Source organism: Corallococcus sp. M7, from assembly GCF_054512695.1.
Genome location: NZ_CM137252.1, coordinates 5293422 through 5317861, shown reverse-complemented (window position 1 = coordinate 5317861; position 24440 = coordinate 5293422). Strand labels below are relative to the sequence as shown.

The following is a 24440-nucleotide window of genomic DNA, read 5'->3' as shown; positions in this document are numbered from 1 at the left end:
GGCGTCATCCCGGGAAGTCCTCCGAGCCCTGTGCCGCACCGACGAGCGAGGGCGGGAGTTCCTGTGGCTGCGCCTGACGCGCGTGGAGCACCTGGGCGTCCAGCTCCTCGTGCAGCACGGGGAGCGCGTTCGCCAGGAACAGCGTGCGCATGGCGGCGCGCTGGATCTTCCCGCTCGTGGTGCGCTGCACGGAGCCGGGCTTGAGCAGCACCACGCCGCCCACGCGGATGCCGAACTCGCGCGAAACGGTGACCTTGATGCGCGCGACGAGCTGGCGGTAGCCCTCCGTGTCGAAGCGGCCCTTCACCTCGTGGGTGACGACGACCGTCTCCTCCTCGTCCGGCGGCGACACCGTGAACACCGCGCCGAAGCGCGTGGCCAGCTCCGGATGCTGCGCGCGGACCTCGTGCTCGATGTCCTGCGGATAGAGATTGCGGCCGTGGGTGATGAGCATCTCCTTGATGCGGCCGGTGACGTAGACCTCGCCATCCAGCACCAGGCCCAGGTCGCCCGTGCGCAGGAAGCCCTGCTCGCCCTCGGCGGTGGCCGCGCCGAAGTTCGCGGACGTGGCGCGCGGGTTGTTCCAGTAGCCGCGCGACACGCTGTCACCGCGCAGCCACAGCTCGCCCACCATACCCGGCCGCAGCGTCGCGTGCGTCGCCGGATCCACCACGCGCACGTCGTAGCCCTCCGGGACGCCGCAGCTCACCAGCTCGCGGGCCTGCTGGCCCTCGGTGGCCAGGCGGTACTCGTGCTGCTCCAGCGCCTCCGCCACCACGCGGTGCACGACGGGCGGACGGTGGGCCCGGCCGGAGACGAACACCGTCGCCTCCGCCATGCCGTAGCAGGGGCACAGGGCGGACTCGCGGAAGCCCGCGGCGGCGAAGCGCTGCGCGAAGGCGCGCAGGGTGGAGGCCTGGACCGGCTCCGAGCCGTTGGCCGCGAACTCCCACCGCGACAGGTCCAGGCCCGCCAGCTGCGCGTCACTCACGCGGCGGCGGCACAGCTCGAACGCGAAGTTCGGCGCCGCCGAGTACCCGATGTCGTGCTTGTCGATCATCCGCAGCCACAGGTGCGGCCGCATGACGAAGGCGTTGGGCGTCATCAACACGCACGAGCTGCCCAGGAACAGCGCGGGCAGCAGCTGCGCCATCAACCCCATGTCGTGGTACAGCGGGATCCATCCACCGAAGCGGGTGCGGTCCGTGAACCCGAGCGCGCGCTGGAAGCTGGCCACGTTGTGCAGCAGGTTGTGATGGGAGACCATCACCCCCTTGGGATCGCCCGTGGACCCGGACGTGTATTGCAGGAGCAGCAGCGTGTCGCGGGACGTGGGAGGCATCCGCCACGTCTCCGGGTCTCCCTCGCCCTGAGTGTCCGTGGCGAGGACCGTCACGCCCTCCAGCCCTTCGGCGGCGGCCCACTCCGTGACGGCCGCGGCGTGGGTGCTGTCCGTGAAGATGGCGCGCACGCCCGCGTCCCGGGCGATGGCGCGGACGCGGCGCCGCTGGTGCGGGTACTGCCCGGGCAGCGGCGCGGGGACGGTGATCATCCCGGCGTAGAGGCAGCCGAAGAAGGCCGCCACGAAGTCCACGCCCACCGGGTAGAGCATCAGCACGCGTTCGCCCGGAGCGAAGCGCTCCTGGAGCCACACGGCGATGCGGCGGGCCTCCGCGTCCAGGCGCTGGTAGGTGAGCGTGGTGGTGCCGTCCGCGCGGTCCAGGTCGCGCACCAGGCTCACCGCCTCCTGGTCCGGACGCGTGCGCGCGTGCTCGCGCAGCAGCTCGGTGATGTGGGGGGCGTGCTCAAACGCGGGCATGGGAACCGCTCCTCTCCGCGCTCGGCGGAGGCAGGTAGCCAATGGAGACGAAGTAGTCGAGGTAGAGACGCAGGAACGCGAGGTCCACCTCGCGGCACGCGATGCCCGAACCCGCCAGGGCCGCGTGCAGCCGGGTGGTGTCGAAGCGCGGCAGGCTGTCCGGATAGCCCACGTCCTCGGACGGCGTGTCCTCGGTGAAGAGGGGATGGAATCGGGTGAGCGCGTTGTCGTCGCCGCGCTCCACCGCCGCGGTCAGCTCGCGGTACCACTCGCTGTACGGCACGCGCCGAAGCGGATAGCCCAGCGTCTCCAGCATCTGGACCAGCTCGCTCCAGCGCACCGTGCGGCCCCCGGGCAGGTTGAACACGGAGCCCGCGTGCTTGCCGCCCAGCGCGACGTGCGCGACGACGCGCGCGCAGAAGTCCACCGGGACCATCTCCAGCAGGACGTTGAAGTCCAGCGCGGCGCCCAACTGGATGCAGCCCTTCATCGTCTCGTTGAGGAAGGTGTCGGTGGAGCAGGCGCCCGTGTCCTGCGAGCCGGTGATGAGGCCCGGCCGGTAGATGCACACCGGCAGCCCCCGGTGCCCGGCCAGCGACACCAGCTTGTCGCCCACCCACTTCGTCTGCCGGTAGCCCCCCATGACGTGGGAGGGATCCGTGAGCTCCACCTCCATGAAGTTCTGGGGCCCCGGGTGGCCGGGGAAGACGGCCAGCGACGACACGAAGTGCACGGGCTTCACGCGGAAGCGGCACGCCAGGCGCAGCACCTCCAGGGTGCCCAGCACGTTGACGGCCTTGAGGCGGTGGTACGGCAGCGCGTAGCTGGAGTGCGCGCCGTTGTGGACGATGACCTCCGCCTCACGGGCCAGCGTCAGGTAGTCCTCGCGAGACAGGCCGAAGTAGGGCCGGCCCAGGTCGCCCGCCACGCCGATGAGACGGGCCGCGTCCGCGTCGCGCCACAGCCCGTAGCCGCGCAGGTTGTCGCGCACGCGCTCCAGCGCCTGGGCGGCGTCCCGTGCGCGGGCCAGCACGAAGAGGCGCGCGTCGGAGCGGTCGAGCAGCTCGCGCACCAGGTACGCGCCGGTGTAGCCGGTACCTCCGGTGAGCAGCACCGTGCGGTAGGGCGCGGTCGCCGCGGGCAGGGCATCCGGAGCGGGACGGACATCGTCCGGGAGCGTCGCCTCGGTGAGCAGGTCCTCCGGGGACAGGCTGCGTGACGCGGGGCCGCTCGTGGACGCGCCTCCGGTCTTCGCGCCGATCATCCGCGCCAGCTCAGAGACGGTGGGGTGCTCGAAGAAGCGGCGCATGTTGGGGGCGACGCCGAACGCCTCCTTCACCCGCGCGGCCATCTGCGCGGCGGCCACGGAGTCTCCGCCCAGGTCGAAGAAGCTGTCCGTCACGCCGACGCGCGCCGCGCCCAGGACCTCCTGCCAGAGCAGGGCGATCCGGGCCTCGTCGGGTGTCCCTGGCGCCACGTACGCGGCGGCGGCGGTGGACTCGGAGCCATCGCCCAGCGGCAGGCGGCTTCGGTCCACCTTGCCGTTGGGCAGCTTGGGCAGCGTGTCCAGGATGACGAAGCGCGTGGGCACCATCGCCTCGGGCAGGTGCTCCCGGGCGAAGGTCCCCAGGGAGGCGCGCAGGCTGGCCACGGACGTGGACTGGAGCGGCGCGTTCGCCGCGCGGGAGGGTGTGTCACTCATCGCGTCTGCTCCTTCGGCTCGAACACCGCGTCGAACGTTCCCGTGCGCGCGGAGGAGGGCACCTCCAGGCGCACCGTGAGGCCATGGGCTTCAGCCAGGGAGACCAGTGCCTCCGGATCCACGGCCCGCGTCTCATCCGCGTCCCAGAGGGCGCGCTCCACGTCCCAGGCGGTCTGGGCCGGCGTGGCCTCGTGCAAGAGCTTCACGAGCGCCAGCGGCTTGACGAGCCTCCGGTTGGGAATGCCCGTGACGCGGAATGCTCCTCGCCGCGCCTGGAGCAGCGCCGCGAGCCCTTCGAGCGTGTCCCAGGCCACGGACCCGCCTGCGGGCACGTTGTCCTGGACGCCGTGGGCCAGCGTCACGTCGTAACGGAAGCAGGTGAGCTCGTTCACGGCGTGGCCGCGCTTGAGCTCCAGCCGCACCGGCCGGTGGAGCCGCGCCGCGTGTTCGCGGAAGAAGGACGGTGACAGGCACAGCTCGCGTTCGGCGGCGACCTGCCGGGCCACCGCCGCGGCCAGGTCTCGCGCGGGCATCAGCGCAGGGGCCTTGTGCAGCTGCACGGAGGCGTGGAAGGCCTCCAGCAGATCCAGGTCCCGCACGTCACCCACGAAGACCGCGCCGGTGGTGCCGGACACGCGCGCGGCTTCATCCAGGACGCGCGTGAGGTAGTCCGTGCCCGGGAAGTATTGGATGACGGAGTTGATGACCACGGTGTGGCCCGCGTCCGCCGGCAGCGTGGACAGGTGGCCCGCGTCGCCGTGGACCAGGGTGACGTGCGAGGGGAGGGGGCCGCTGCCCAGCGACGCGGCCGCGGTGCGCAGCGCGGCGGCGGACACGTCCAGGCCCAGGTAGCGCTCCACGTGGGGCGCCAGGTGGCGCAGCACCAGGCCCACGCCCACGCCCACGTCCACCAGCGTGCGCGGATGCAGCGCGCGGACGCGCTCCACGGTGTGGCCCAGCCACTCGCGCATCTGCGCCGGGGGGATGGGCTCTCCGGTGTAGCTGCTGAGCCAGCCGGAGAAGTCCCGGTCCAGGTCCTGTCCGCGCGCGCCCGTCTCCGGGTCGGTGTACGCGTCCTCCCAGACCTCGCCCCATCGCCGCACGTGCGCGTCCTCCGCGCCCTTGTCCAGCAGGCCCGGACCCGGCGACACGAAGGCGACCAGCTCCGCGCCGCCGTTGGCGCGAGCCGCCGCCACCACGGCGACGGACGCCACCTGGGGATGGCGCGACAGCACGCCCTCCACCTCGTCGGGTTCGATGCGGTGGCCGCGGATCTTCACCTGACGGTCCACGCGGCCCAGGAACTCCAGCACGCCGTCCGAGCGCCAGCGCGCGCGGTCTCCGGTGCGGTACATGCGCCCCGGCCGCGTGGGGTGCGGCACGAAGCGCTCCGCCGTCAGCTCCGGGCGGCGGTGGTAGCCCAGGCTGACGCCCTCGCCGCCGATCCACAGCTCGCCCGCCACGCCAATGGGGGTGGGCTCGCGCGCGGCATCCAGCACCAGCACGTCCGTGTTCGCGATGGGCCGGCCAATGGGGATGACGCCCTGGCGCGGATCCTTCGCCGCGTCCACCTCGTGCACGGTGGACCACACGGTCGTCTCCGTGGGGCCGTACATGTTGAACAGCCGCACCCGGGGAAGCCGCGAGCACACGCGCTCCACGAGGCCCGCGGGAAGGATTTCGCCGCCGACGAGCACGGCGCGTGCTCCCTCCAGCGCGGCCAGCGCCGCGGGCTCGGCGGCCACGGCGGCGAGGAAGGACGGGGTGCTCTGGGTGAGCGTCACGGCATGACGGCGGCACAGCTCCGAGAAGGCGTCGTCGCCCTCCGGCCCATCCGCGCCGGGTGCACGGACCAGGTTGTTGATCAGCCCCTCGTTGGCGATGACCACGCGCGCGCCGTGGGTGAGCGGCCAGAGCAGCTCCAGCACGGAGATGTCGAAGGACACGCTGGTGAGCGCGAGCACCGAGTCCTCGGGCCCGCAGCCGATGCGCGCGTCCATGCCCAGGAAGAAGTTCACCACGTTGTGGTGGCGCACCCCGGTGCCCTTGGGCCGGCCCGTGGAGCCAGACGTGTAGAGCACGTAGGCCGTGTCGTGGCCGTCTGAGCCCACCCGCACCGGGACCGTGGGCCGCGACGCGACGTCGGCCGTGTCCAGGTGCACCACCGCGCGCGCGGGAAGGCCCGCGGGCCCGGTGCTCAGGCTGACCAGCGCATCCAGGTCCGCGTCGGACGCGATGAACTCCAGGCGCTGCTGCGGATAGCCGGGGTCGAGCGGCACGTACGCGGCGCCCGCCTTCATCACCGCGAGCAGGGCGATGACCAGGTCCGGCCCGCGCGGCAGGCTCACGCCCACGCGGCCCCCACGGCGCACGCCCCGGTCCTTCAGGAGCGAGGCCAGTTGGTTCGCGCGCGCCTCCAACTGCGCGTACCGCACGCTCTCTCCACGGTGAACGAGCGCGACGCGCTGACCGCCCACACGGGCCTGGTGCTCGATGAGCGCGTGGACCGTCTGCTCGCGGTCATACGTCACCGACGTGTCGTTCCAGCGCGCCACCCGCGCACGCTCCGCCGCGTCCACGAGCGTCACGTCCGCGAAGCCCGCTCCGGGCATGTCCGCGACGGCCTCCAGCGCGCGCTGGTAGTAGCCGGTGAGCCGCGCGCACAGGTCCGCGTCCAGGCGGGACTCGTCGCAGTCCAGCCACAGGCGCAGGCCGCCCTGCACCGGGTCGTAGAGGAAGTTCACCGCGAGCGGGTAGTTCGTCTCCGCCACGCCCACGCCGTCCAGGATGAGCGCGCCCGTGGGACCGGCGACCTTCCACTGGCGCCGGAAGTCCATGAAGTTGACGTAGCTGTCCAGTGACAGCGCGTCCCCCAGGTCCCGCTGCATCCGCATGTACGGGTAGCGGCGGTGCGGCGCGGACTCGCGCTCGTGGGCGAAGACGGCGTGGGCCGCGTCGCGCAGGGTGGCCGTGCGCGTGTCGACGCGCAGCGGGAGCGTGTTGAGGAACACGCCGATGGCCTCGTCGCCGCCTTCCTCCTCCAGGCGGCCGTTGGACACCACGCCGGTGACGACCTCGTCCACCCCGCACACGCGCCGCAGCACCGCCACATGCGCCGTGGCCAGGAGCGACTTGAGCGGAAGGGCCTCCGCCACCGCGCGCAGGCGCAGCCGCTCCGCGAGCTGGGGCGGGAGCGGGACTTCATGGGCCCGCTGCCTGGGGGCGGGCGCCGCGCCCGGGGGCGTGGGCAGGCGGGGCAGCAGGCAGGGCTCGACGCCCTGGAGCATGTCCGTCCAGAAGCGGCGGGACTCGGGGTTCGCGACGGTGCGGCGCTCCTCCGCCACGAAGTCCCGATAGCGCGACGCCACCGCGGGCAGCCACAGCTCCTCGCCCGCGAGCCGGGCGCGGTAGCGGGTGACGATCTCCTCCAGCATCGCCCCGTCGCTCCATCCGTCCAGCACGACGTGGTGCTCCACGACGGAGAGCTGGAAGCCGTTCGCGCCGCGCGGGTGCACGGTGAACGCGAGCAGTGGGGGCGAGGCGGGGTCGAAGCGGCGGAACTTCTCCCGGTCGATCCACGCCTGGAGCGTCGCGCGCAGTCCTTCCGCGTCCAGCCCGCTCCAGTCCTCCGCCACGCGCAGCGGCACCGCGACCTCCGGGTGCACCAACTGGAGCGGCTCCGAGTACGTGGACAGGTCGAACGAGCTTCGCAGCGCGGGGTGGCGGCGGAAGGTGTCCGTCAGCGCGCCGCGCAGGGCCGCCTCGTCGAACCGCGCGCCGACGTGGAGGCTGGTCACCACGCGGTAGACGGCCGTCGAGTCGTCGAACTCCGCGTGGAAGAGCATGCCCGCCTGCATCGCGCTCAGCGGGTAGGCGTCCTCCAGGCCCTGCTGCAGGCGGACGCGGTCCGCGTCGCGCAGCAGGGAGAAGGGGGCCGCGTGCTCGCGCCGGTAGCCTGTGCCGTCCAGCGGATGGAGCTGCTTCGCCAGCTCGCGCAGCGTCGGGTGGCGGAACAGGTCCTGGACGTGGAAGGTCAGCCCCTCCTTCTCCAGCGCCGCGCGCACGCGGATGCTGAGCATGGAGTCGCCGCCCAGCGCGAAGAAGGAGTCGTCCAGGCCCACCTGCTCGCGTCCCAGCACGGCCTTCCAGACGGCGTGCAGCCGCACCTCGTGCGGCGTGGTGGGCGCCTCGCCGGGGCCGGAGGACTCCAGGACGGGAGCGGGCAGGGCGCGCCGGTCGATCTTCCCGTTCGAGGACAGGGGCAGCGCGTCCAGCACGAGCAGGTGCGCGGGCACCATGTACTCCGGGAGCCGCCCGGCCACGAAGTCCGTCAGCTCGCGGGGCGCGGGGACGTGGACGCCCGGCTTCGCCACCACGTGCGCCACCAGCCGGCGATCTCCCCGCGTGCGCTCCCAGGTGGTGACGACCGCCTGCTCCAGCGCCGGATGCGCCAGCAGGACGGATTCAATCTCCCCCAGCTCGATGCGGAAGCCGCGCAGCTTCACCTGGAAGTCCAGCCGGCCCAGGTAGTCGATGGCGCCGTCGGGACGGTGCCGCGCCAGGTCCCCCGTCCGGTACATGCGCGCGCCGGGCACGGAGGAGAAGGGGTCGGGGACGAAGCGCTCGCGCGTCAGCTCCGGGCGGTTGACGTAGCCGCGCGCCACCTGGACGCCGCCGATGTACAGCTCGCCGGGCACGCCGGGCGGCGTGAGCTGGCCGCTCCGGTCGAGCAGGTAGATGGCCGTGTTGTCCACCGGGCGCCCGATGGGGATGGGCCCCGCGGCGTCCTCGGGCGAGCAGGCCCAGGCCGTCACGTCGATGGACGCCTCCGTGGGGCCGTACAGGTTGTGCAGCCCGATGCCGCACCGCTCGCGAGGGAAGGTGTCGAAGAAGGCGCGGACCGTCTCCGGCTTGAGCGCCTCGCCGCTGCACATCACCCGCCGCAGGCCCGTGACGGTGGCGGCTTCGGGCTCCGCCAGGAACAGGTCCAGCATGGGTGGGACGAAGTGCAGCGTGGTGACGGCCTCGTCACGGATCGTCCTCGCCAGGTAGCGCGGATCCTTGTGGCCGCCGGGGGCCGCGAGGAACAGCCGGCTGCCCACGAGCAGCGGCCAGAAGAACTCCCACACCGACACGTCGAACGTGAACGGCGTCTTCTGCAACACCGTGTCGTCCGGGCCCAGCCCGTAGGTGTCCTGCATCCACAGCAGCCGGTTGACGACACCCCGGTGCGGCACCGCGACGCCCTTGGGCTGCCCCGTGGAGCCGGACGTGTAGATGACGTAGGCCGTGTCCTCCGGGCCGGCCGTCCGGGCCAGCGGCGCGGAGGGAGGCGGCAGCGTGGGCAAGAGCGTGTCCACGGCCAGGGCCGCGACGCGCAGGCCGTCCAGCCGGGCCGCCAGCGTGGAGCGGGTGAGCACCACGCGCAGGCCCGCGTCCTCCACCTGGAACTCCAGGCGGGCGCGCGGCAGGTCCGGATCCAACGGCACGTAGGCGCCACCGGCCTTGAGGATGGCCAGCAGGCCCACCATCAGCTCCAGCGAGCGCTCTTCGAACACGCCCACGTGCTGGCCGCCCGTGACGCCGCGCTCGCGCAGGTGCGCGGCCAGCCGGTCCGCCCGCGCAATCAGCTCCCGGTACGTCAGGGCGCTCCCGGCCACTGCGGCGGCCACCGCGTCGGGAGTCCGGCGGGCCTGCGCGTCGATGAGCTCGTGCAGCGGACGCGTCAGGTCGTGCGGGCGCTTCGTGGCGTTGAGGCCCTCCACCAGGTGCTGGCGCTCACCGTCGAGCAGCAGGTCCAGGCGGTCCACGGGCTGGGAGGGCTCCGCGAGCGCGAACCGCTCCAGGAAGGCGAGGAAGCGGCGCTGGTGCCCGGCGATGTCGTCCGCGCTGTACAGCTCCGGGTTGGCGTCCAGGTAGAGCTGCACGTCGGAGCCGTCCGTGCGGCCGTAGAACCCGAGCAGCAGGTCCTTCACCGGCCCGGAGGACAGGTAGTGCGCGGTCGTGGCGTGCGGGCCGAAGCGCACCGCGTGGTCGAAGGACACCACGTTGACCACCGGGCCCGTGGCGCTGGCCTCGTGGCCCTTCATCCGCAGCGCGTGCTGGAGGTCCTCTCCCCGATAGCGCTGGTGCAGCAGCAGCCGGCCCACCTGGGAGGACACCTGCCGCACCAGGGCCTGGAGGCTGGAGCCGGCGGGCACCGTCAGGCGCAGGGGCAGCTCGTTGGCGAGCATGCAGGGCGTGGCGCGCGACGCGGCCGTGAGCCGGCTGGTGACGGGCAGCGCGAGCACCACGTCCTCCGCGCCCGTCATCCGGTGCAGGTACGCCGCCGTCGCCGCGATGGCGATCACCGACCAGCGCGTCTGCTCGCGCGTGGCCGCCGCGCGCAGGGCCTCCAGCGTGCCCGGGGACAGGTGCGCGGTCCGGCGCAAGAGCCCCCGGGATGCCAGCGTCGCGGGCGTCGTCAGGCGGCCCGGCTCCGGAGGCGAGGCGAACGCGTCCAGCCAGTAGCTCCGGTCGCGGCCGGCCTGCGGCGAGGCGAGATAGGAGGCCTCCTCGTCCAGCAGCGTGGACAGCGGCGCGAACGCGGGCAGCTCCTCCTCCGGCAGGCCCGCGAGCGCGGAGTAGCGCTGGGCCACCCGCCGCCAGTGGAGCGTCTGGCCGAAGCCGTCCATCAGGATGTGGTGGTAGCGGACGTAGAAGAAGCCGCGCGCCGGCCCCGCCTGGAAGAACGCATGGTTGAAGAGGGGAGCGCGGGTCAGGTCCACCGGACGCAAGAGGTCGGCCCGCATCCACGACTCGGCGGCCTGCCGGGGATCGGCCTCCGCGCTCACGTCCACCACGTCCATGGGGACGTCTCCGAGCGGTGACAGCACCTGCCAGGGACCGTCATCCGTCTCGGTGAAACAAACCCGCAGGGTTTCGCTTTCCCAGACAGTCTCCTGGACCGCCTGCCTCAGAAGCGAGACATCCACGGGTCCATGGATTTCAAGCCAGGCGCCGCAGTTGTAACGGGGATTCGAGGGATCCAGCTTCTGGGCGACCCACACGCCACGTTGTGCTGCGGTCAGCGGCCATCGAGACACAGCCGTGTCGGTCCCAAGCATCCGAGCATCCCCATTCGCAGGCTCACCGTGAGAGGTGTCACCTGCAAGCTCATGCTGCATTCCCCGCACCGACAGTGACTTCTTCATCCATATCGGGTCAAGTAAAAACAGGAGACTGGGAATATGAAATAATCCGAGAACATCGCTGTTACGTGCGCGCCACGGCGGTAATCATTGTTCATATTGCCGGGGCGGGCGCTGACGGCGGGATGTGGACTCCGCGGCAACATGAGACGCGCTAGGATGGGAGCATGTTCTTGTCCGTCCTCACCGGTGTCTGGCTGTCGCTGTCCGGTGCGCTCGGCACGGAGCTGCGGCGGGACGGCTACAGCTTCCGGCCTCCAGACACGTTCCGGATGGCGCGCTGGGAGCGCTACACCGGCTCGCAGGTGGGCGCGGTGTCGGAGGACGGCGTGCGCACGCGCAACCTGTCCGCGGCGCTGGCGGATGGGGAGGGCCCGGACGCGGCCACGTTCCTCATCGCCGTGGTGGACGGGGGCTTCTCCGCCAGTCCTTCCGAGCGCGATTCCTTCTCCACCGCAGTGGTCCAGCACTTCCAGCGGGAGCTGGGCGTGGCGCTGACGCCGGAGCGGGTGGACCGCGTGGGCGGGCCCGTGCCCCGGGTGGAGGTGCTGGGGACGCTGCGCGAGGCAGGGCAGGTGCGCACGGTGCTGGTGACGGGGCTGGCCTCCGAGGGCCGCCACGCCGTGGTGACGGTCAGCGCGCCCGCCGCCCGCTGGGACGCCCTGGCTCCCGGGGTGCGCGCCTCGCTGGAGACCTTCCGCATGGAGGCCCCGGTGGCGGGCGTCGTCTCCCGGCGGCTCGCGGGGGCGCTGGCGGGCACCCTGGCCGGGGCCTTGCTGGTGTCGTACGCGGCCTGGCGCCGCCGCCGGCAGGGGGAGGGACCGGCCGCTCCGTAGTGGAGGCTGACAGGGGCGCCAAGGCGTCCCCCGGTGGGGCTCGCGGTGGGATACGGTGCCGCCGCCCATGTTCTCCCTTCTCCTTGTCGCCGTGCTCGCGCAGGGGCCCTCGGCTCCTCTGGAGCCTTCGGCGTCCCCGGCCCCTCCGCCGGTCCTTCCGGCGCCGGACGCTGGCGTCGCGGACGCGGTGGTGCCGCCCCTGCCGGTGGCGTCGCTGCCTCCGGCCACGCACGAGCTGTTCCGCCGCATCCAGGGCCGCGTCTCCCAGGTGCGCATCATCGAGCGCCGCTCCGGGACGAAGTCCTCCATCGGCTCCGCGTTCTTCGTGAGCGCGAAGGGCCACGCCCTCACGAACTACCACGTCGTCTCCGACCTGGTGCTCCACCCGGAGGACTACACCGCGGAGCTGGACCGCGGCGACGCGACGGTGCCGGTGCGCCTGCTCGCGGTGGACGTGGCGAGCGACCTGGCCGTCATCCAGGTGGACGCGCCCGTCAGCGACTACTTCAAGCTGGAGGAGCACGAGCCGCCGCAGGGCACGCGCCTGTTCGCCATGGGCAACCCGCGCGACCTGGGCACCACCATCGTGGAGGGCACCTACAACGGCCTGGTGCGCGACGCCCTCTACGAGCGCGTGCACTTCACCGGCGCCATCAACCCCGGCATGAGCGGCGGGCCCACGCTCAGCGGCGAGGGCGGCGTCGTGGGCGTCAACGTGGCCACCATGGGCAACCAGGTGGGCTTCCTGGTGCCGGTGGCCCGCGCGCGGGCGCTGCTGGACAAGGCGCTGGAGCAGGGCGCTCCGCCGGAGCCGGCCGCGCTGATGACGTCCGTGAACGAGCAGTTGATGGCCAACCAGCAGCGCATCACCGACCGGCTGATGGCCACGGACCTGCCGAAGCAGTCGCTGGGCGGCTACCGCGTCCCCGGCCGCTGGAGCCCCTTCCTCAAGTGCTGGGGCGACACGCCGCATGATCCGGAGACGCCCTATACGGTGACGAGCTACCAGTGCTCCTCCGAGGAGGACATCTTCCTGTCCTCCAGCCACCGCACGGGCGTGGTGGCCTACCTGCACCAGCACGTCGAGAGCCAGAAGCTGGGCGCCATGCGCTTCTCCGCGCTCTACAGCACGCTCTTCTCCCAGGACCCGGACGCGGTGGCCGCCACGCGCGAGGACGTCACCAACTTCCGCTGCAAGTCGGAGTTCGTGGACGTGAACGGCCTCACGGTGCGCGCCGCCATCTGCCTGCGCGCCTACCGCCGCTTCCCGGGCCTCTACGACCTGGTGCTGCGCGCGGCCACGCTGAACGCGTCCACGCACGGCGTGGACACCAGCCTCACGCTGGGCGGCTTCTCCGCGGAGAACGCTCGCAAGCTGGCGCGCCGCTACCTGGAGGGGCTGTCGTGGACGAAGTGATCTTCCTGGAGGTGCTGGAAGGGGACGCCGTCCAGTCGCGCCACCGGCTGGACAAGCTGCCGGTGACGGTGGGGCGCGGCTACGCCAACGACATCATCCTGGATGACCCGAAGGTCTCCGCCGAGCACCTGCGCCTGGAGCGGCGCGAGGACGGCGCGGTGGTGCTGCACGACGTGGGCAGCGTCAACGGCACCTTCAGCGTGGAGCCGTGGGCGGCGCTGAAGGATCTGGTCCTCACCCCGGACGCGCGCGTATCCGTGGGGGACACGGTGCTGCGCTTCCGGCCGCGCTCCTTCGTGGTGGAGGACACCGTCGTCAACGAAGCCCCGGCCTCGCCTCGGGAGCGCCTCTTCGAGCGTCCCCGCGCCTTCGCGCTGGCGATGCAGGCGCTGGTGGTCATCTCCTTCATCTCCGAGAGGGCGACCCAGTTCGGGAAGACGGACTGGGGCGACCTGCTCCTGTCCAGCGTGCTGCCGCTGGGACTGGCGCTCCTGTGGGCTGGAGGCTGGTCGCTGGCGAGCCGCATCGCCCGGCGCAGCTTCCACTTCCGGGTGCACGCCACCATCGGCTCGCTGCTGCTCCTGGGCTTCGCGGTGGCGCCGCCCCTGTTCGCGCTCCTGAGCTTCAGCTTCTCGCTGGGCGCGTGGCTGGGCTTCGTGCGCACGCTGGCGGTGCTGGGGCTGGTGGGGTGGGGGATCTACTGGCACCTGCGCTACGTGACGCGCTGGAGCTCGAAGCGGCTGGTGCGCGGGCTCGTCATCGCGTCGCTGGGCGTGCTGGCGCTGACCAACGTGTCGGAGCTCCTGGGCAATGAGCCCTTCAGCGAGGAGCTGGAGTTCCCCCGCTCGCTGCTGCCGCCGGTGCTGCGCGTGGCCCCGGCGCACTCCATGGACTCGTTCTTCGAGGACGTGAAGCCGCTGGAGAAGAAGGTGGACGCGCTCGTGAAGGAGCGCTGAGACGCGTCCACCCTGGTGCCGCTCTACATGCCGCGCACCGCGTGCGGCTTGTAGGGGGCCTCCAGCGCCTTCACCTCTTCGGGCGCCAGCTTGAGGCTCACGGCCTTCACCGCGTCCTCCAGGTGCTCGGGCTTCGTCGCGCCGATGATGGGCGCGGTGACGACGGGCTTGGACAGCAGCCACGCCAGGGCCACCTGCGCGGGCGGGGCCTTGCGCGCCTCCGCCACCTGCTTCACCGCCTCCACCACGTCCCAGTCCCCGGGCTGGTTGTAGAGCACCGGCGACAGCGTGTCGGAGCCCGCGCGCGTCGTGGCCTCCTTGTCGTCCAGCGACTTGCGCGAGCCCGCGAGCAGGCCTCGCGCCAGCGGCGACCACGGGATGACGCCCACGCCCTCCGCCTCGCAGAGGGGCAGCATCTCCCGCTCCTCCTCGCGGTAGACGAGGTTGTAGTGGTTCTGCATGGACACGAAGCGCGCCCAGCCGTTGCGCTCGGACACGCTGAGCGCGCGCATGAACTGCCACGCGTACGCGGAGCTCGCGCCCAGGTAGCGCACCTTGCCCTGGCGCACGAGCTGATCCAACGCGGACAGCGTCTCCTCGATGGGCGTGTTCGGGTCCATCCGGTGGATTTGATAGAGGTCGATGGTCTCCACGCCCAGCCGCTTGAGGCTCGCCTCGCACGCCTGCGTGATGGCCTTGCGCGACAGGCCGCGCTCGTTCTGGCCGCTGCCCGTGGGGAAGTAGACCTTCGTGGCCAGCACCACCTCATCCATCTTCGCGTACTTGCGCAGCGCGCGGCCCGTCACCTCCTCGCTGACGCCGTCCGAGTACATGTTCGCGGTGTCGAAGAAGGTGACGCCCAGCTCCACCGCGCGGCGGAAGAAGGGCTGCGCCGCCTCCTCGTCCAGCACCCACGGGCGCCACTTCGGGGTGCCGTAGCTCATGCAGCCCAGGCAGATGCGGGAGACCCGCAGGCCCGTGTGTCCCAGGTTGGCGTACTTCATCGGTCCGCTCCTTCGTCTTGAGTGCCAGAGACGTTCGTTGCTTGCGTATTGCCCGGCATGAGCGAGCGCTTCAACCTCCTGTCGCCGGAAGTGAAGGCCAACCCCTATCCCACCTACGCCCGCATGCGCCGCGAGGCCCCCGTGTGTCAGGTGGAGCCCGGTGGCATGTGGGCCGTGTCGCGCCATGAGGACGTGCTGCGCGTCCTCAAGGACCCCCAGCGCTTCTCCTCGCAGGGCTTCCGCGTGGCCACCAACCCGCCCTGGCTGGGCGGCAATCCCTTCTCCGAGTCCATGCTCACCATGGACCCGCCCCAGCACGGCCGCCTGCGGGTGCTGGTGCAGAAGGCGTTCGGCGCTGGCGCCATGGCCCGGCTGGAGCCCCGCGTGCGCGACATCTGCCGGCAGGCGGTGGCGGAGCTGCCCCGGGGCGTGCCCGTGGACCTGATGCCGCCGTACGCGCTGCGCATCCCGGCCGCCGTCATCAGCGAGCTGTTGGGCCTGGACCCCTCGCGCGCCACGCGCCTGAAGCAGTGGGCGGACCTGATCACGGGCGGCGTCACCACCGTCCGCCCGGAGGAGGAGGACCGCAAGCAGAAGGCCCGCGACGCGGTGGCGGAGCTGCGCCAGTACTTCGGCGAGGTGCTGGACGCCCGCGCCCGCGAGCCCGGCACGGACCTGGTCAGCGAGCTGCAACAGGCCCGCGTGGACGGCGAGGCCCTGTCGAAGGACGAGCTCATCGCCTTCATGGCGCTCCTGCTGGTGGGCGGCATCGAGACGGTGGTGCACCTGTTGGGCGCGTCGCTCGTCGTGCTGCGGGAGCACCCGGAGATCTGGGCCCAGCTGCGCTCGGACCGCTCGCGCATCCCGGCCTTCATCGACGAGGTGCTGCGCTACGAGCCGCCCGCCCAGGCCGCGCCGCGCCTCACCACGGAGGCGGTGGAGCTGGGTGGGGTGAGCCTGCCCAAGGGCGCCCCGGTGCTGGTGCTCCTGGGCTCCGCCGCGCACGACGACGCGCACTTCCCGGACGGCGACCGCTTCAACCTGTCCCGCCCCGGCCCGCAGAACCTGCCCTTCGGCCACGGCGTCCACTTCTGCCTGGGCGCGCAACTGGCGCGCTTGGAGGGCCGCCTGGCGCTGGAGGCCATGCTGGACGCCTTCCGCCACCTGCAGGCCGGCCCGGAGCCCATGACGTGGCACCGCACGCTGGTGGTGCGCGGGCCCGCCACGCTGCCGCTCGTGCTGCACCCGCATTAGCCCCGCAAAGACGACGGGCAGGTCCCCGATGAAGGGAACCTGCCCGCGTCACTGCTTCACGTCTGGGACCTTACGCCCGGACTTCCGCCGGGGGCGTGTCCGTGGTGGTCGCCGGGATCGCGGCGCCCTCCTTGAACGGAGACGTCTCCAGCGCGGCGGCGAGGACCTCGTCCATCTTCGTGGCGAAGATGAACTCCAGCTCGTTCTTCGCCTGATCCGGCACGTCGATCAGGTCCTTGCGGCAACGCTCGGGCAGGATGACCCGCTTGATGCCCGCGCGGTGCGCCGCCAGGACCTTCTCCTTGATGCCGCCCACCGGCAGCACCAGGCCACGCAGCGTGGCCTCGCCCGTCATCGCCGTGTCGTGCCGCACCCGGATGCCCGTCAGCAGGCTGGTGAGCGCGGTCAGGATGGTGACGCCGGCCGAAGGACCATCCTTGGGGATGGAGCCCGCGGGGAAGTGCAGGTGGATGTCCGTCTTCTCGAGGAAGTTCGGGTTGATGCCCAGCGCCTCCGCCTTGCTGCGCAGGTAGCTCAGGGCCGCCGTGGCGGACTCCTTCATCACGTCGCCCAGCTGGCCGGTGAGCGTCATGCCGCCCTTGCCCGCCATCTTGGTCGCTTCGATGAAGAGCAGATCGCCGCCCGCCGCGGTCCACGCGAGGCCCGTCGCCACACCGGGAACCTCCGTGCGCTCCGCGACCTCCGAGTAGAACGTCTCGGGCCCGAGGATCTCCTTCACGCGCTCCGCGCCGATGGTCTGCTTCTCCGTCTTGCCACCGGCCACTTCCACCGCCACCGCGCGGCAGATGTCCGCGATGCGGCGCTCCAGGTTACGCACGCCCGCCTCGCGGGTGTACGACGTGGTGAGGATGAGCAGCGCGTCGTCCTGGACCTCGATGTGGTCCCCGTTGAGGCCGTGCTCCTTGAGCTGCTTCGGCACGAGGTGGATGCGGGCGATGGCCTGCTTCTCCTCGAACGTGTAGCCCGTCAGCTCGATGATCTCCATGCGGTCGCGGAGCGGCCCGGGAATGGGATCCAGCTGGTTCGCCGTGGCGACGAACATGACCTTCGACAGGTCGAACGCCACGTCCAGGTAGTGGTCGCTGAACGTGCTGTTCTGCTCCGGGTCCAGCACCTCCAGCAGCGCCGCGCTCGGGTCGCCGCGGAAGTCCGCGCCCAGCTTGTCGATTTCGTCCAGCATCATGACCGGGTTCTTCGTCCCGGCCTTCTTCATGCTCTGGATGAAGCGGCCCGGCAGCGCGCCCACGTACGTGCGGCGGTGGCCACGGATTTCCGCCTCGTCACGCACGCCGCCCAGGGACAGGCGCACGAACTTGCGGCCGGTGGCCTTGGCCACGCTCTGGCCCAGCGACGTCTTGCCGACGCCCGGGGGACCGACGAGGCACAGGATGGGCCCGCGCATGTCGTTCTTGAGCTTGCGGACGGCCAGGTACTCCAGGATGCGCTTCTTCACCTTCTTGATGCCGAAGTGATCCTTGTCCAGCTGCTGGCGCGCGTTCTCGATGTCGAGGTTGTCCTCGGACACCTTCGACCACGGCAGGTCCGCGATCCAGTCCAGGTAGGTGCGCGCGACGGTGTACTCGCTGGAGGCCGCCGGGATCGTCTTCAGGCGGTTGAGCTCCTTCTGGGCGACCTTCTCCACCTCGGGGGGCAGGGCGGCCTTCTTCAGGCGCTCCTGCAGCTCGTCAAGCTCCTCCTCCTCCTCGCCCATCTCGCCGAGCTCTTCCTTGATCGCCTTGAGCTGCTGGCGCAGGTAGTACTCGCGCTGGGTCTTCGACATCTCGCCCTTCACGGCGGAGTCGATCTTGTTGGAGAGCTTGAGGATCTCGCGCTTGCGGTTGAGCAGCTCCAGGACGAGCTTCATGCGCGCCTTGAGGTCGACCGTCTCCAGCACGGCCTGCTTCTCCTCGATGGGCACGTCCACGTTGGCGGCGATGAGGTCCGCCAGGTGGCCCGGATGCGTGATGCTCTCCACCAGCTCGGTGGCGGCGGCCGGCAGCTCGGGCATCAGCTCGATGACCTCGCGCGCCAGCTTCTTCAGGTTGATGCCCAGGGCCTCCACTTCGACGTTCTCGCTGGAGGTCTTGTCCTCCACCGCGTCGACGCGGGCCTTGAGGTAGGGGGCTTCCTGGACCAGCTCCATCACGCGGAAGCGCGCGAGGCCCTGGACCACGAGCGAGTAGTTGTCCTCGCCCATCTTAAGGAGCTTCACGATGCGGGCGACGGTGCCCATCGTGTACAGGTCGGACGCGCCCGGATCCTCTTCCTCGGCGCGGCGCTGCGTCACGACGCCGATGACCTGGTCGTCACGGACGGCGTCCTTGATCAGCGCGATCGTCTTCTGGCGGCCGACGGCCAGGGGCAGCACACCGCCGGGGAAGAAGACACTGTTGCGCAGCGGCAGGATGGGCAGCACCTGCGGGATGTCTTCCTTGTTGATGAGCCCCGGAGGGGCCATCGCGGTGGGCATGGCGCTGGCCGCGGTGCCCTTCTTCTTCTCGTCAGACATAGGAGTTCGGCCTCTTCCTTGCTTGAACCCGGTCAGCAAGCGGCCGGGCCGGTGAACCATCCGGTTGTTTTCTGCGGCGGATGAACCAACGTAACAACCAAACGGGACATGGCAAACGCGATGTGCGTTATTTCCGTGCCTCGTCGGCTGTACGACGCTCCTCTATGTAACGGCCCAGAAGTCTCGCGTCCGGCGAAGGGGTGGGGCATGCTCGCCCCCTCTCACGCCTGATGCGGTGCGCGAGCGCGCGTCCCCGCACTGGAGGACGATGTGAAGCTCCACACCTGCGCCCACCTGATGTCGCTGTCCGCGCTCCTGGCGCTCGGATGCCACTCCCCCGTGGATGACGACGGTTCCACGGTCCCGGACGCCTGCGAGGCGACCCCTCCGGTGGTGGCCCCCCAGAAGACGGACATCCTCTTCGTCATCGACAACTCCGGATCCATGAGCGAGGAGCAGCAGGGAATCGCGACGGAACTGCCCGCCTTCCTGGCCGCGCTGAAGGAGGGCAACGGTGTGTCCCAGGACTTCCGCGTGGGGGTCATCACCACCTCCGTGTACCAGCGCCAGGTCTTCCCGGACGGGGCGGACGTCATCCGCTCCTTCCCGGATCAGGAGGGCCGGCTTCAGCCGGTGAGGGACGAGGCGAACCAGCCCACCGCCGAGCGCTTCATCGAAGGCTCGGATCCGCTGCTCTTGCCCAAGTTCCAGCGGTTGGTAGACCAGGGGACCTCCGGCAGCGGCCAGGAGGCGCCCTTCGAGGCGGTGCGGCTGGCGGTCGCCTCGCCCCTGGCCAGCAAGCCCCTGGAGGAGGGGGGCAACGGGGGCTTCCTGCGGGACGACTCCCGCCTGCTGGTGGTGGTGGTGTCCGACGAGGAGGACTGCAGCTCCAAGGAGCGTCCGCCCCCGGTGGCGCTGGGCGTGGACCGGGCCGTGGACGCGTGCACGGCGCAGGGGGACAAGCTGACCCCGGTGGCGGAGTACTACCAGGACTTCCAGAGCCTGCATGACAGCCAGGGCGCGTCGCGGGAGGTGCTGTGGGCGACCATCGGGCCGGTGGCGGTGACGGACAAGCGCGCGGAGCTGATCGTGGACACGACGGGCGGCATCACGAACGTGCGCAACGTCGACTGCCCGACGTCCTACGGGCCCGGCTACCGGCAGAGCGACATGTCGAAGGCGTTCGACGCGACCCGGGCGAACCTGGACTCCATCTGCAAGCCCAGCTACCGGCAGACGCTGCTGGACATCGCGGACCTGGCCACGGTGGCGCAGAGCGTGGCCGTGGTGAACCTGCCGGATCCGCGGCTCGCGGTGGTGTACGTCACGCGCGCGGACGGCTCCGTGCAGACGTGCACGGCGTCCAACGGCGACTTCCGCTACGAGCCGCCCAGCGGCGACCGCTCCGCGCGCATCTTCTTCCTGGGTCCGTGCCTGCGGCGCGTGGGCGACACGAAGGTGGAGGTGAAGGTGCTGTGCGCCGGGTAGCCCGGAGCTGATCCGCCGCGCCTCACTCGAAGGGCCCCGCGAAGGACGCGGGGCCCTTTTTCGTGGCTTGCGCACGTGACCTGTCATGTCCGGTGCGAAAAAAAAGATGCGTGCGGATCCGCCCCTTCCCGTCGAGTGGAGCACCCGACGCGACAGGTCCGATACACCCGGAATGCAGCCTGCTGGGGTGTCAGACGGCCTCGGATACTGGCCCCATGCGCGCGGTGCGCGAGGCGAGGAGGCTACATGGGCGCGGCGGTCGAACGGTCGGGGTTGGCGGTGGTGGAGGAGCTGCGCGAACGGATCCGCCAGTTGCAGGCGGCGCCCCGTCGCGCGCTGTCGGTGCTGCGCACGGGCGTGGACGCGGTGGACGCGCTGCTGCCGCAAGGCGGCCTGCCGCTGGGGCACTCCGTGGAGCTGTGCGGCGAGGCGGCGTCGGGGCGCACCAGCCTGGCGCTGCGCGCGGTGGCGTCCGCGCACCGGGAGCTGCGCCTGTGCGCGTGGGTGGACGGCCCGAAGGAACTCTATCCCCCCGCGGCGGCGGCGCTGGGCGTGGACCTGGATCGGCTGCTCGTCGTGCGGCCCCAGGCCTTCGCGCAGCGGGTGTGGGCCGCCGTGCAACTGGCGCGCAGCGGTACCTTCACGACCGTGGTGGTGGACCTGACGCTCGGCGTGGGCGCTCCGGGGCGTCCGGAGCGGCTGGCCCTGACGGAGGCGCGCAAGCTCGCGGACGCGGCGGCGCGGGGCGGGACGCTGGTGCTGCTCCTGACGTCGCCGGAGGCGCCCGCGGACGGGCTCGCGAGGCTGCGGCTGGAGGCCCGAGGCGTCCAGGGCTGGTCCGTGGAGCTGGAGCGCAGCCGGGGCGGAGGCGTGGGGACGCGCGTCGTGAGCCCCTGGCGGGAGCTCTACCCGGAGGTGGGGCTGGATGCCGGGGCGCGGCTCCTGGACGCGGACGTGGAGGCGTCTGGGGACGCGGGGCCGGGCTTCTACCGGGACGCCTCCGACCGCGTGCGCAACGGCCTGGGCATCCTGGGCCAGCGCCCCGGCCGGGACGCGCCCATGCCTTCGCTGGGGAGCACGCTGGCCCCGGACGGCCGCTGACACGAAGGAGGGTGGGCCATGCGGAGGGGCTACCTGCACGTCACGCGCTTCCCGGTGCAGCGCAAGGTCATTGAGTCGCCCGCGCTCGCGGGCCAGCCGCTGGTGCTGGTGGAGGAGGTGCGCGGCCAGCGCCGGGTGGCCTTCGCCTCCACGCGCGCGCTGAAGGTCGGCGTGCGGCCGGGGATGACGCTGACGGCGGCCACCGCGCTGGAGCCCGAGCTGCGCAACTTCCCGTACCGGTTGAAGGACGAGGCCCAGGCGCTGGCCGCGCTGGGGGAGTCGCTGCTCGGCCTGTGTCCGGGCTTCCAGCGTGACGCGCCGGACGGGCTGTGGTTCGACGCGAGCGCGGCGCACCTGGTGGGGGGCGAGAGCGAGCTGGGCGCGCGCGTGCTGGAGGTCTGTGGCGAGCAGGGCTATCGGGCGCATGTGACGGTGGCGTCGGAGGCGTTCACCTCGCGGGTGCTGGCGCGGTATGGCTCCCAGCGGGTGTTGGTGGTGCCGGAGGGGCAGGGTGCCCGGGCGCTGGCGCCGCTGCCGCTGGGCGCGCTGGAGGACGCGGCGGCGAAGGCCTTCTCCGTCCTGGGCCTGTCCACGTTGGGCGAGGTGGCGGCGCTGCCTGCCGGGGCGGTGACGGCGCGCGGAGGCGCGGCCGCGGCCCGGGCCCATGCGCGGTGCCGGGGCGTGGACGACACGCCCTTCACGCCGGAGCCACTGGAGGAGGCACTGGAGGACCGGGTGGTGCTGGACGCGCCCGCGGACACCTTCGAGCCCGTGCAGTTCGCGCTCAAGACGCTGCTCGACAGGCTGGGCGCGCGGCTGTCCGGGCGGCAGCGGGCGGCGGTGCGGCTCACCTTCGTGCTGCGGCTGGACCCCACCGGCGAGGCCGAGGTGCCGCTGCTGCTGGCGCGGCCCACGGCGCGCGCGAAGCTGCTGCTGGACCTGGCGCGGCACCGGCTGGGGGAGCTGCGGCTGGAGCGGCCGGTGGCGGAGGTCGCCGTGCGGGTGGACGCGCACGACGAGGACCTGGGCCAGCAGCTGGCGCTGGGGGACGCGCCAGAGGGGGACGCGGCCCTGGAGGGCGTGCTGTCGCGGCTGGCGACGACGCTGGGCGAGGAGGCGCTGTTCGCAGCGTCCCTGGAGGCCGTGCACCGGCCGGAGTCCGCGCACTCGCCCCAGGCCTTCCATCCTCCGGAGACGCGGCGGGGCCTGCTGTCCCCGTCGGGCCCGCTGGCTCCCGCACCGGAGCCTGCCGCGCCCATCACCGTCTGGCGCGAGGCGGGGGCGGCCCGGGAGCGGCCGTCGCGGCTGCTGGCCCGGCCGGCCCGGCTGGAGGCGGAGGTGACGGCGTCCGGGGAGATGCTGGCCGCGCGGCTCGCGGGGCGGCGGCACCGGGTGACGGCGATGGCGGGACCGGAGCGCCTGGGTGGTGAGTGGTGGACGGACACCCCGTACCAGCGGGACTACTACCGCGTGCACTTCGAGGGGCTGGGGCCCGCCTGGGTGTACCGGGACGGGCGGGACGGGGACTTCTACCTGCAGGGGTTGTTCGATTGAGGGGCGGGCAGGTGCGGTCGGGGTGGAGGCCCCGCCGCTTGTGGCCTAGCGTGACGGCATGCGCCCCGCACGACTCCTCCCGCTGCTCCTCGTGTCCCTCGTCCTCCCGGCCTGCGCCGCCCGGCAGGTGCGCCCGGAGGGAGCCATCCGCAAGGTGGTGGTGGTGTCGGGCTCGCGCGTGGACGTGCTGCCCACGGGCTCGTTCCGCCAGGACATCATCGGGGAGAGCAACCCGCGCACGGTGCTGGCCCGCCAGACGGAGTCGGAGCTCCTCTCGCGCGGCTTCGAGGTCGTGGCCACGCGCCAGTCCCAGGCCCCGGTGCCGCTCACGGACGAGGTGGCGTCCTTCATCCAGCAGAACAAGGCCGAGGCCGCGGTGGTGGTCATCCTGGACTGGCTGGACGTGTCCGGCGCGACGGTGCTCAACCGGGTGGACGTGGTGCTGCGGCTGGGCATGGTGGACCCCAACGGACAGGTCCTCTGGACGGACACGTTCCGCTCGCAGCCCGTGGTGAGCGCCTACCAGTCCGCGACGGACTGGAACTCGTTCCTGCGCCGGGCCGTCATCGACGCGGTGCAGGTGGTGCCGTGACATGCGCGTCCTGGTGACGGGGGCGGCGGGCTTCATCGGCGCCCACGTCTGCGAGCGGCTGCTCTCCCGGGGCGACACGGTGGTGGGCCTGGACGCGCTGGACGCGGCCCCCGGGGACGTGGCGCTGCGGCGCTCCCGGCTCCAGCGGCTGTCCGGCATGCGCGGCTTCACCTTCCTCGCCGGGGACATCACCGACGCGGCCCGGCTGGGCGAGGCGTTCATGGCCGCGCGTCCGGAGGGCGTGGTGCACCTGGCCGCGCGCGTGGGCGTGCGGGCCCCGGACGCGGAGGCCCCGGCGTACGCGGACACCAACGTGACGGGCTTCGTGCGCGTGCTGGAGGCCTGCCGCGAGGCGCGCGTGCGGCACCTCGTCTATGCGTCCTCCAGCTCCGTGTACGGCGCGGCCACGCCCGCTCCGTTCCGCGAGGACGCGCCCGTGGATCAACCGCTCAACCTCTACGGCGCCACCAAGCGCGCCAACGAGTTGATGGCGCACGCGTACAGCCACCTGCACCGGCTGCCCACCAGCGGCCTGCGCTTCTTCACGGTGTACGGGCCGTGGGGACGTCCGGACATGGCGCCGCTGCTCTTCCTGCGCGCGCTGGCGAAGGGCGAGCCCTTGAAGCTGCATGGCGACGGGCGGATGCGGCGCGACTTCACCTTCGTGGACGACGTGGCGGAGGCCGTGGTGCGCGTGTTGGACCGCCCGCCGTCGGGGAGCCCGCCGCACCGGCTGCTCAACGTGGGCCATGGCGAGCCGGTGGCGCTGGGGGACTTCGTGGGCCTCTTGGAGCGGCACTGGGGCGCGAAGGCCCGCGTGACGTCCGTGCCCTCGGCGCCCGCGGAGATGGTCTCCACGTGGGCGGACACCTCGCGGCTGGAGGCGGAGACGGGCTTCAAGCCGCGCGTGTCCGTGGACGCGGGCGTGGCCCGGCTGGTGGCCTGGTACCGCGAGTGGAGCGGCGCCGACCGCTGAGGCCCGCGTGAAACGGCGGCG

14 protein-coding genes are annotated in these 24440 nt (G+C 72.0%); 9 read left to right on the top strand and 5 right to left on the bottom strand.

The window, feature by feature from the left end; genetic code table 11:
- Nucleotides 1-4: 4 nt before the first annotated feature.
- Genes ACX114_RS21140 through ACX114_RS21130 form a run of 3 tightly spaced genes read right to left on the bottom strand, consistent with a single transcriptional unit; the run spans nucleotide 5 to nucleotide 10627 of the window.
- Complete coding sequence (locus ACX114_RS21140) at nucleotides 5-1819, bottom strand: fatty acyl-AMP ligase (protein WP_459287196.1); 1815 nt, start codon at nucleotides 1817-1819, stop codon at nucleotides 5-7.
- Entirely contained in the window at nucleotides 1806-3521 is a 1716-nt protein-coding gene (locus tag ACX114_RS21135; RefSeq protein ID WP_459287194.1) for a thioester reductase domain-containing protein, read from the bottom strand. The genes ACX114_RS21140 and ACX114_RS21135 overlap by 14 nt, the downstream gene beginning before the upstream one ends.
- Nucleotides 3518-10627: an amino acid adenylation domain-containing protein gene (locus tag ACX114_RS21130; RefSeq protein WP_459287192.1), complete on the bottom strand. Its 7110-nt coding sequence runs from the start codon at nucleotides 10625-10627 to the stop codon at nucleotides 3518-3520. The genes ACX114_RS21135 and ACX114_RS21130 overlap by 4 nt, the downstream gene beginning before the upstream one ends.
- A gap of 251 nt (nucleotides 10628-10878) precedes the next feature.
- On the opposite strand from ACX114_RS21130, the gene ACX114_RS21125 reads away from it, so the two are divergent.
- The 3 genes from ACX114_RS21125 (at nucleotide 10879) to ACX114_RS21115 (ending at nucleotide 13920) form a co-directional block, all read left to right on the top strand.
- On the top strand, nucleotides 10879-11547 hold the full coding sequence (locus tag ACX114_RS21125) for a hypothetical protein (RefSeq protein WP_459287190.1): 669 nt from the start codon (nucleotides 10879-10881) through the stop codon (nucleotides 11545-11547).
- Nucleotides 11548-11614: 67 nt separating this feature from the next.
- Complete coding sequence (locus ACX114_RS21120) at nucleotides 11615-12964, top strand: S1 family peptidase (protein WP_459287188.1); 1350 nt, start codon at nucleotides 11615-11617, stop codon at nucleotides 12962-12964.
- Nucleotides 12952-13920 (top strand): FHA domain-containing protein, encoded by a 969-nt coding sequence (locus tag ACX114_RS21115; protein ID WP_459287186.1) that lies wholly within the window; start codon nucleotides 12952-12954, stop codon nucleotides 13918-13920. Before ACX114_RS21120 ends, ACX114_RS21115 begins: the two co-directional genes overlap by 13 nt.
- A gap of 23 nt (nucleotides 13921-13943) precedes the next feature.
- Here the strand turns inward: ACX114_RS21115 and ACX114_RS21110 are convergent, their stop codons facing one another.
- On the bottom strand, nucleotides 13944-14924 hold the full coding sequence (locus ACX114_RS21110) for an aldo/keto reductase (RefSeq protein ID WP_459287184.1): 981 nt from the start codon (nucleotides 14922-14924) through the stop codon (nucleotides 13944-13946).
- A 57-nt stretch (nucleotides 14925-14981) separates the two neighbouring features.
- Between ACX114_RS21110 and ACX114_RS21105 the strand changes: the two genes are divergently transcribed.
- The gene (locus ACX114_RS21105; protein WP_459287182.1) at nucleotides 14982-16178 is read left to right on the top strand and encodes a cytochrome P450; all 1197 of its coding nucleotides are present in this window, start codon (nucleotides 14982-14984) and stop codon (nucleotides 16176-16178) included.
- Between the two features lie 70 nt (nucleotides 16179-16248).
- Here the strand turns inward: ACX114_RS21105 and lon are convergent, their stop codons facing one another.
- Nucleotides 16249-18708, bottom strand: a complete 2460-nt coding sequence (gene lon, locus ACX114_RS21100; RefSeq protein WP_459287180.1) for an endopeptidase La — start codon at nucleotides 18706-18708, stop codon at nucleotides 16249-16251.
- A 270-nt stretch (nucleotides 18709-18978) separates the two neighbouring features.
- On the opposite strand from lon, the gene ACX114_RS21095 reads away from it, so the two are divergent.
- From ACX114_RS21095 to ACX114_RS21075, 5 genes are all read left to right on the top strand, one after another.
- Entirely contained in the window at nucleotides 18979-20196 is a 1218-nt protein-coding gene (locus ACX114_RS21095) for a vWA domain-containing protein (RefSeq protein ID WP_459287178.1), read from the top strand.
- A gap of 246 nt (nucleotides 20197-20442) precedes the next feature.
- Nucleotides 20443-21297 carry an ImuA family protein gene (locus ACX114_RS21090; RefSeq protein ID WP_459287176.1) on the top strand — a complete coding sequence of 285 codons (855 nt, stop codon included), beginning with the start codon at nucleotides 20443-20445 and terminating at the stop codon, nucleotides 21295-21297.
- A gap of 18 nt (nucleotides 21298-21315) precedes the next feature.
- Nucleotides 21316-22851: a Y-family DNA polymerase gene (locus ACX114_RS21085; RefSeq protein ID WP_459287175.1), complete on the top strand. Its 1536-nt coding sequence runs from the start codon at nucleotides 21316-21318 to the stop codon at nucleotides 22849-22851.
- Nucleotides 22852-22909: 58 nt separating this feature from the next.
- Nucleotides 22910-23443, top strand: a complete 534-nt coding sequence (locus tag ACX114_RS21080) for a hypothetical protein (protein WP_459287173.1) — start codon at nucleotides 22910-22912, stop codon at nucleotides 23441-23443.
- Between the two features lies 1 nt (nucleotide 23444).
- Nucleotides 23445-24419, top strand: a complete 975-nt coding sequence (locus tag ACX114_RS21075) for an NAD-dependent epimerase/dehydratase family protein (protein WP_459287171.1) — start codon at nucleotides 23445-23447, stop codon at nucleotides 24417-24419.
- Nucleotides 24420-24440: the final 21 nt, after the last annotated feature.

Bases quoted from the DNA above. Each gene is read 5' to 3' on its own strand.
- ACX114_RS21125 (WP_459287190.1), top strand. From the start codon at position 10,879: ATGTTCTTGTCCGTCCTCACCGGTGTCTGGCTGTCGCTGTCCGGTGCG.
- lon (WP_459287180.1), bottom strand. From the start codon at position 18,708: ATGTCTGACGAGAAGAAGAAGGGCACCGCGGCCAGCGCCATGCCCACC.
- ACX114_RS21105 (WP_459287182.1), top strand. From the start codon at position 14,982: ATGAGCGAGCGCTTCAACCTCCTGTCGCCGGAAGTGAAGGCCAACCCC.
- ACX114_RS21085 (WP_459287175.1), top strand. From the start codon at position 21,316: ATGCGGAGGGGCTACCTGCACGTCACGCGCTTCCCGGTGCAGCGCAAG.
- ACX114_RS21140 (WP_459287196.1), bottom strand. From the start codon at position 1,819: ATGCCCGCGTTTGAGCACGCCCCCCACATCACCGAGCTGCTGCGCGAG.
- ACX114_RS21120 (WP_459287188.1), top strand. From the start codon at position 11,615: ATGTTCTCCCTTCTCCTTGTCGCCGTGCTCGCGCAGGGGCCCTCGGCT.
- ACX114_RS21090 (WP_459287176.1), top strand. From the start codon at position 20,443: ATGGGCGCGGCGGTCGAACGGTCGGGGTTGGCGGTGGTGGAGGAGCTG.
- ACX114_RS21080 (WP_459287173.1), top strand. From the start codon at position 22,910: ATGCGCCCCGCACGACTCCTCCCGCTGCTCCTCGTGTCCCTCGTCCTC.
- ACX114_RS21110 (WP_459287184.1), bottom strand. From the start codon at position 14,924: ATGAAGTACGCCAACCTGGGACACACGGGCCTGCGGGTCTCCCGCATC.
- ACX114_RS21135 (WP_459287194.1), bottom strand. From the start codon at position 3,521: ATGAGTGACACACCCTCCCGCGCGGCGAACGCGCCGCTCCAGTCCACG.
- ACX114_RS21075 (WP_459287171.1), top strand. From the start codon at position 23,445: ATGCGCGTCCTGGTGACGGGGGCGGCGGGCTTCATCGGCGCCCACGTC.
- ACX114_RS21130 (WP_459287192.1), bottom strand. From the start codon at position 10,627: ATGCTTGGGACCGACACGGCTGTGTCTCGATGGCCGCTGACCGCAGCA.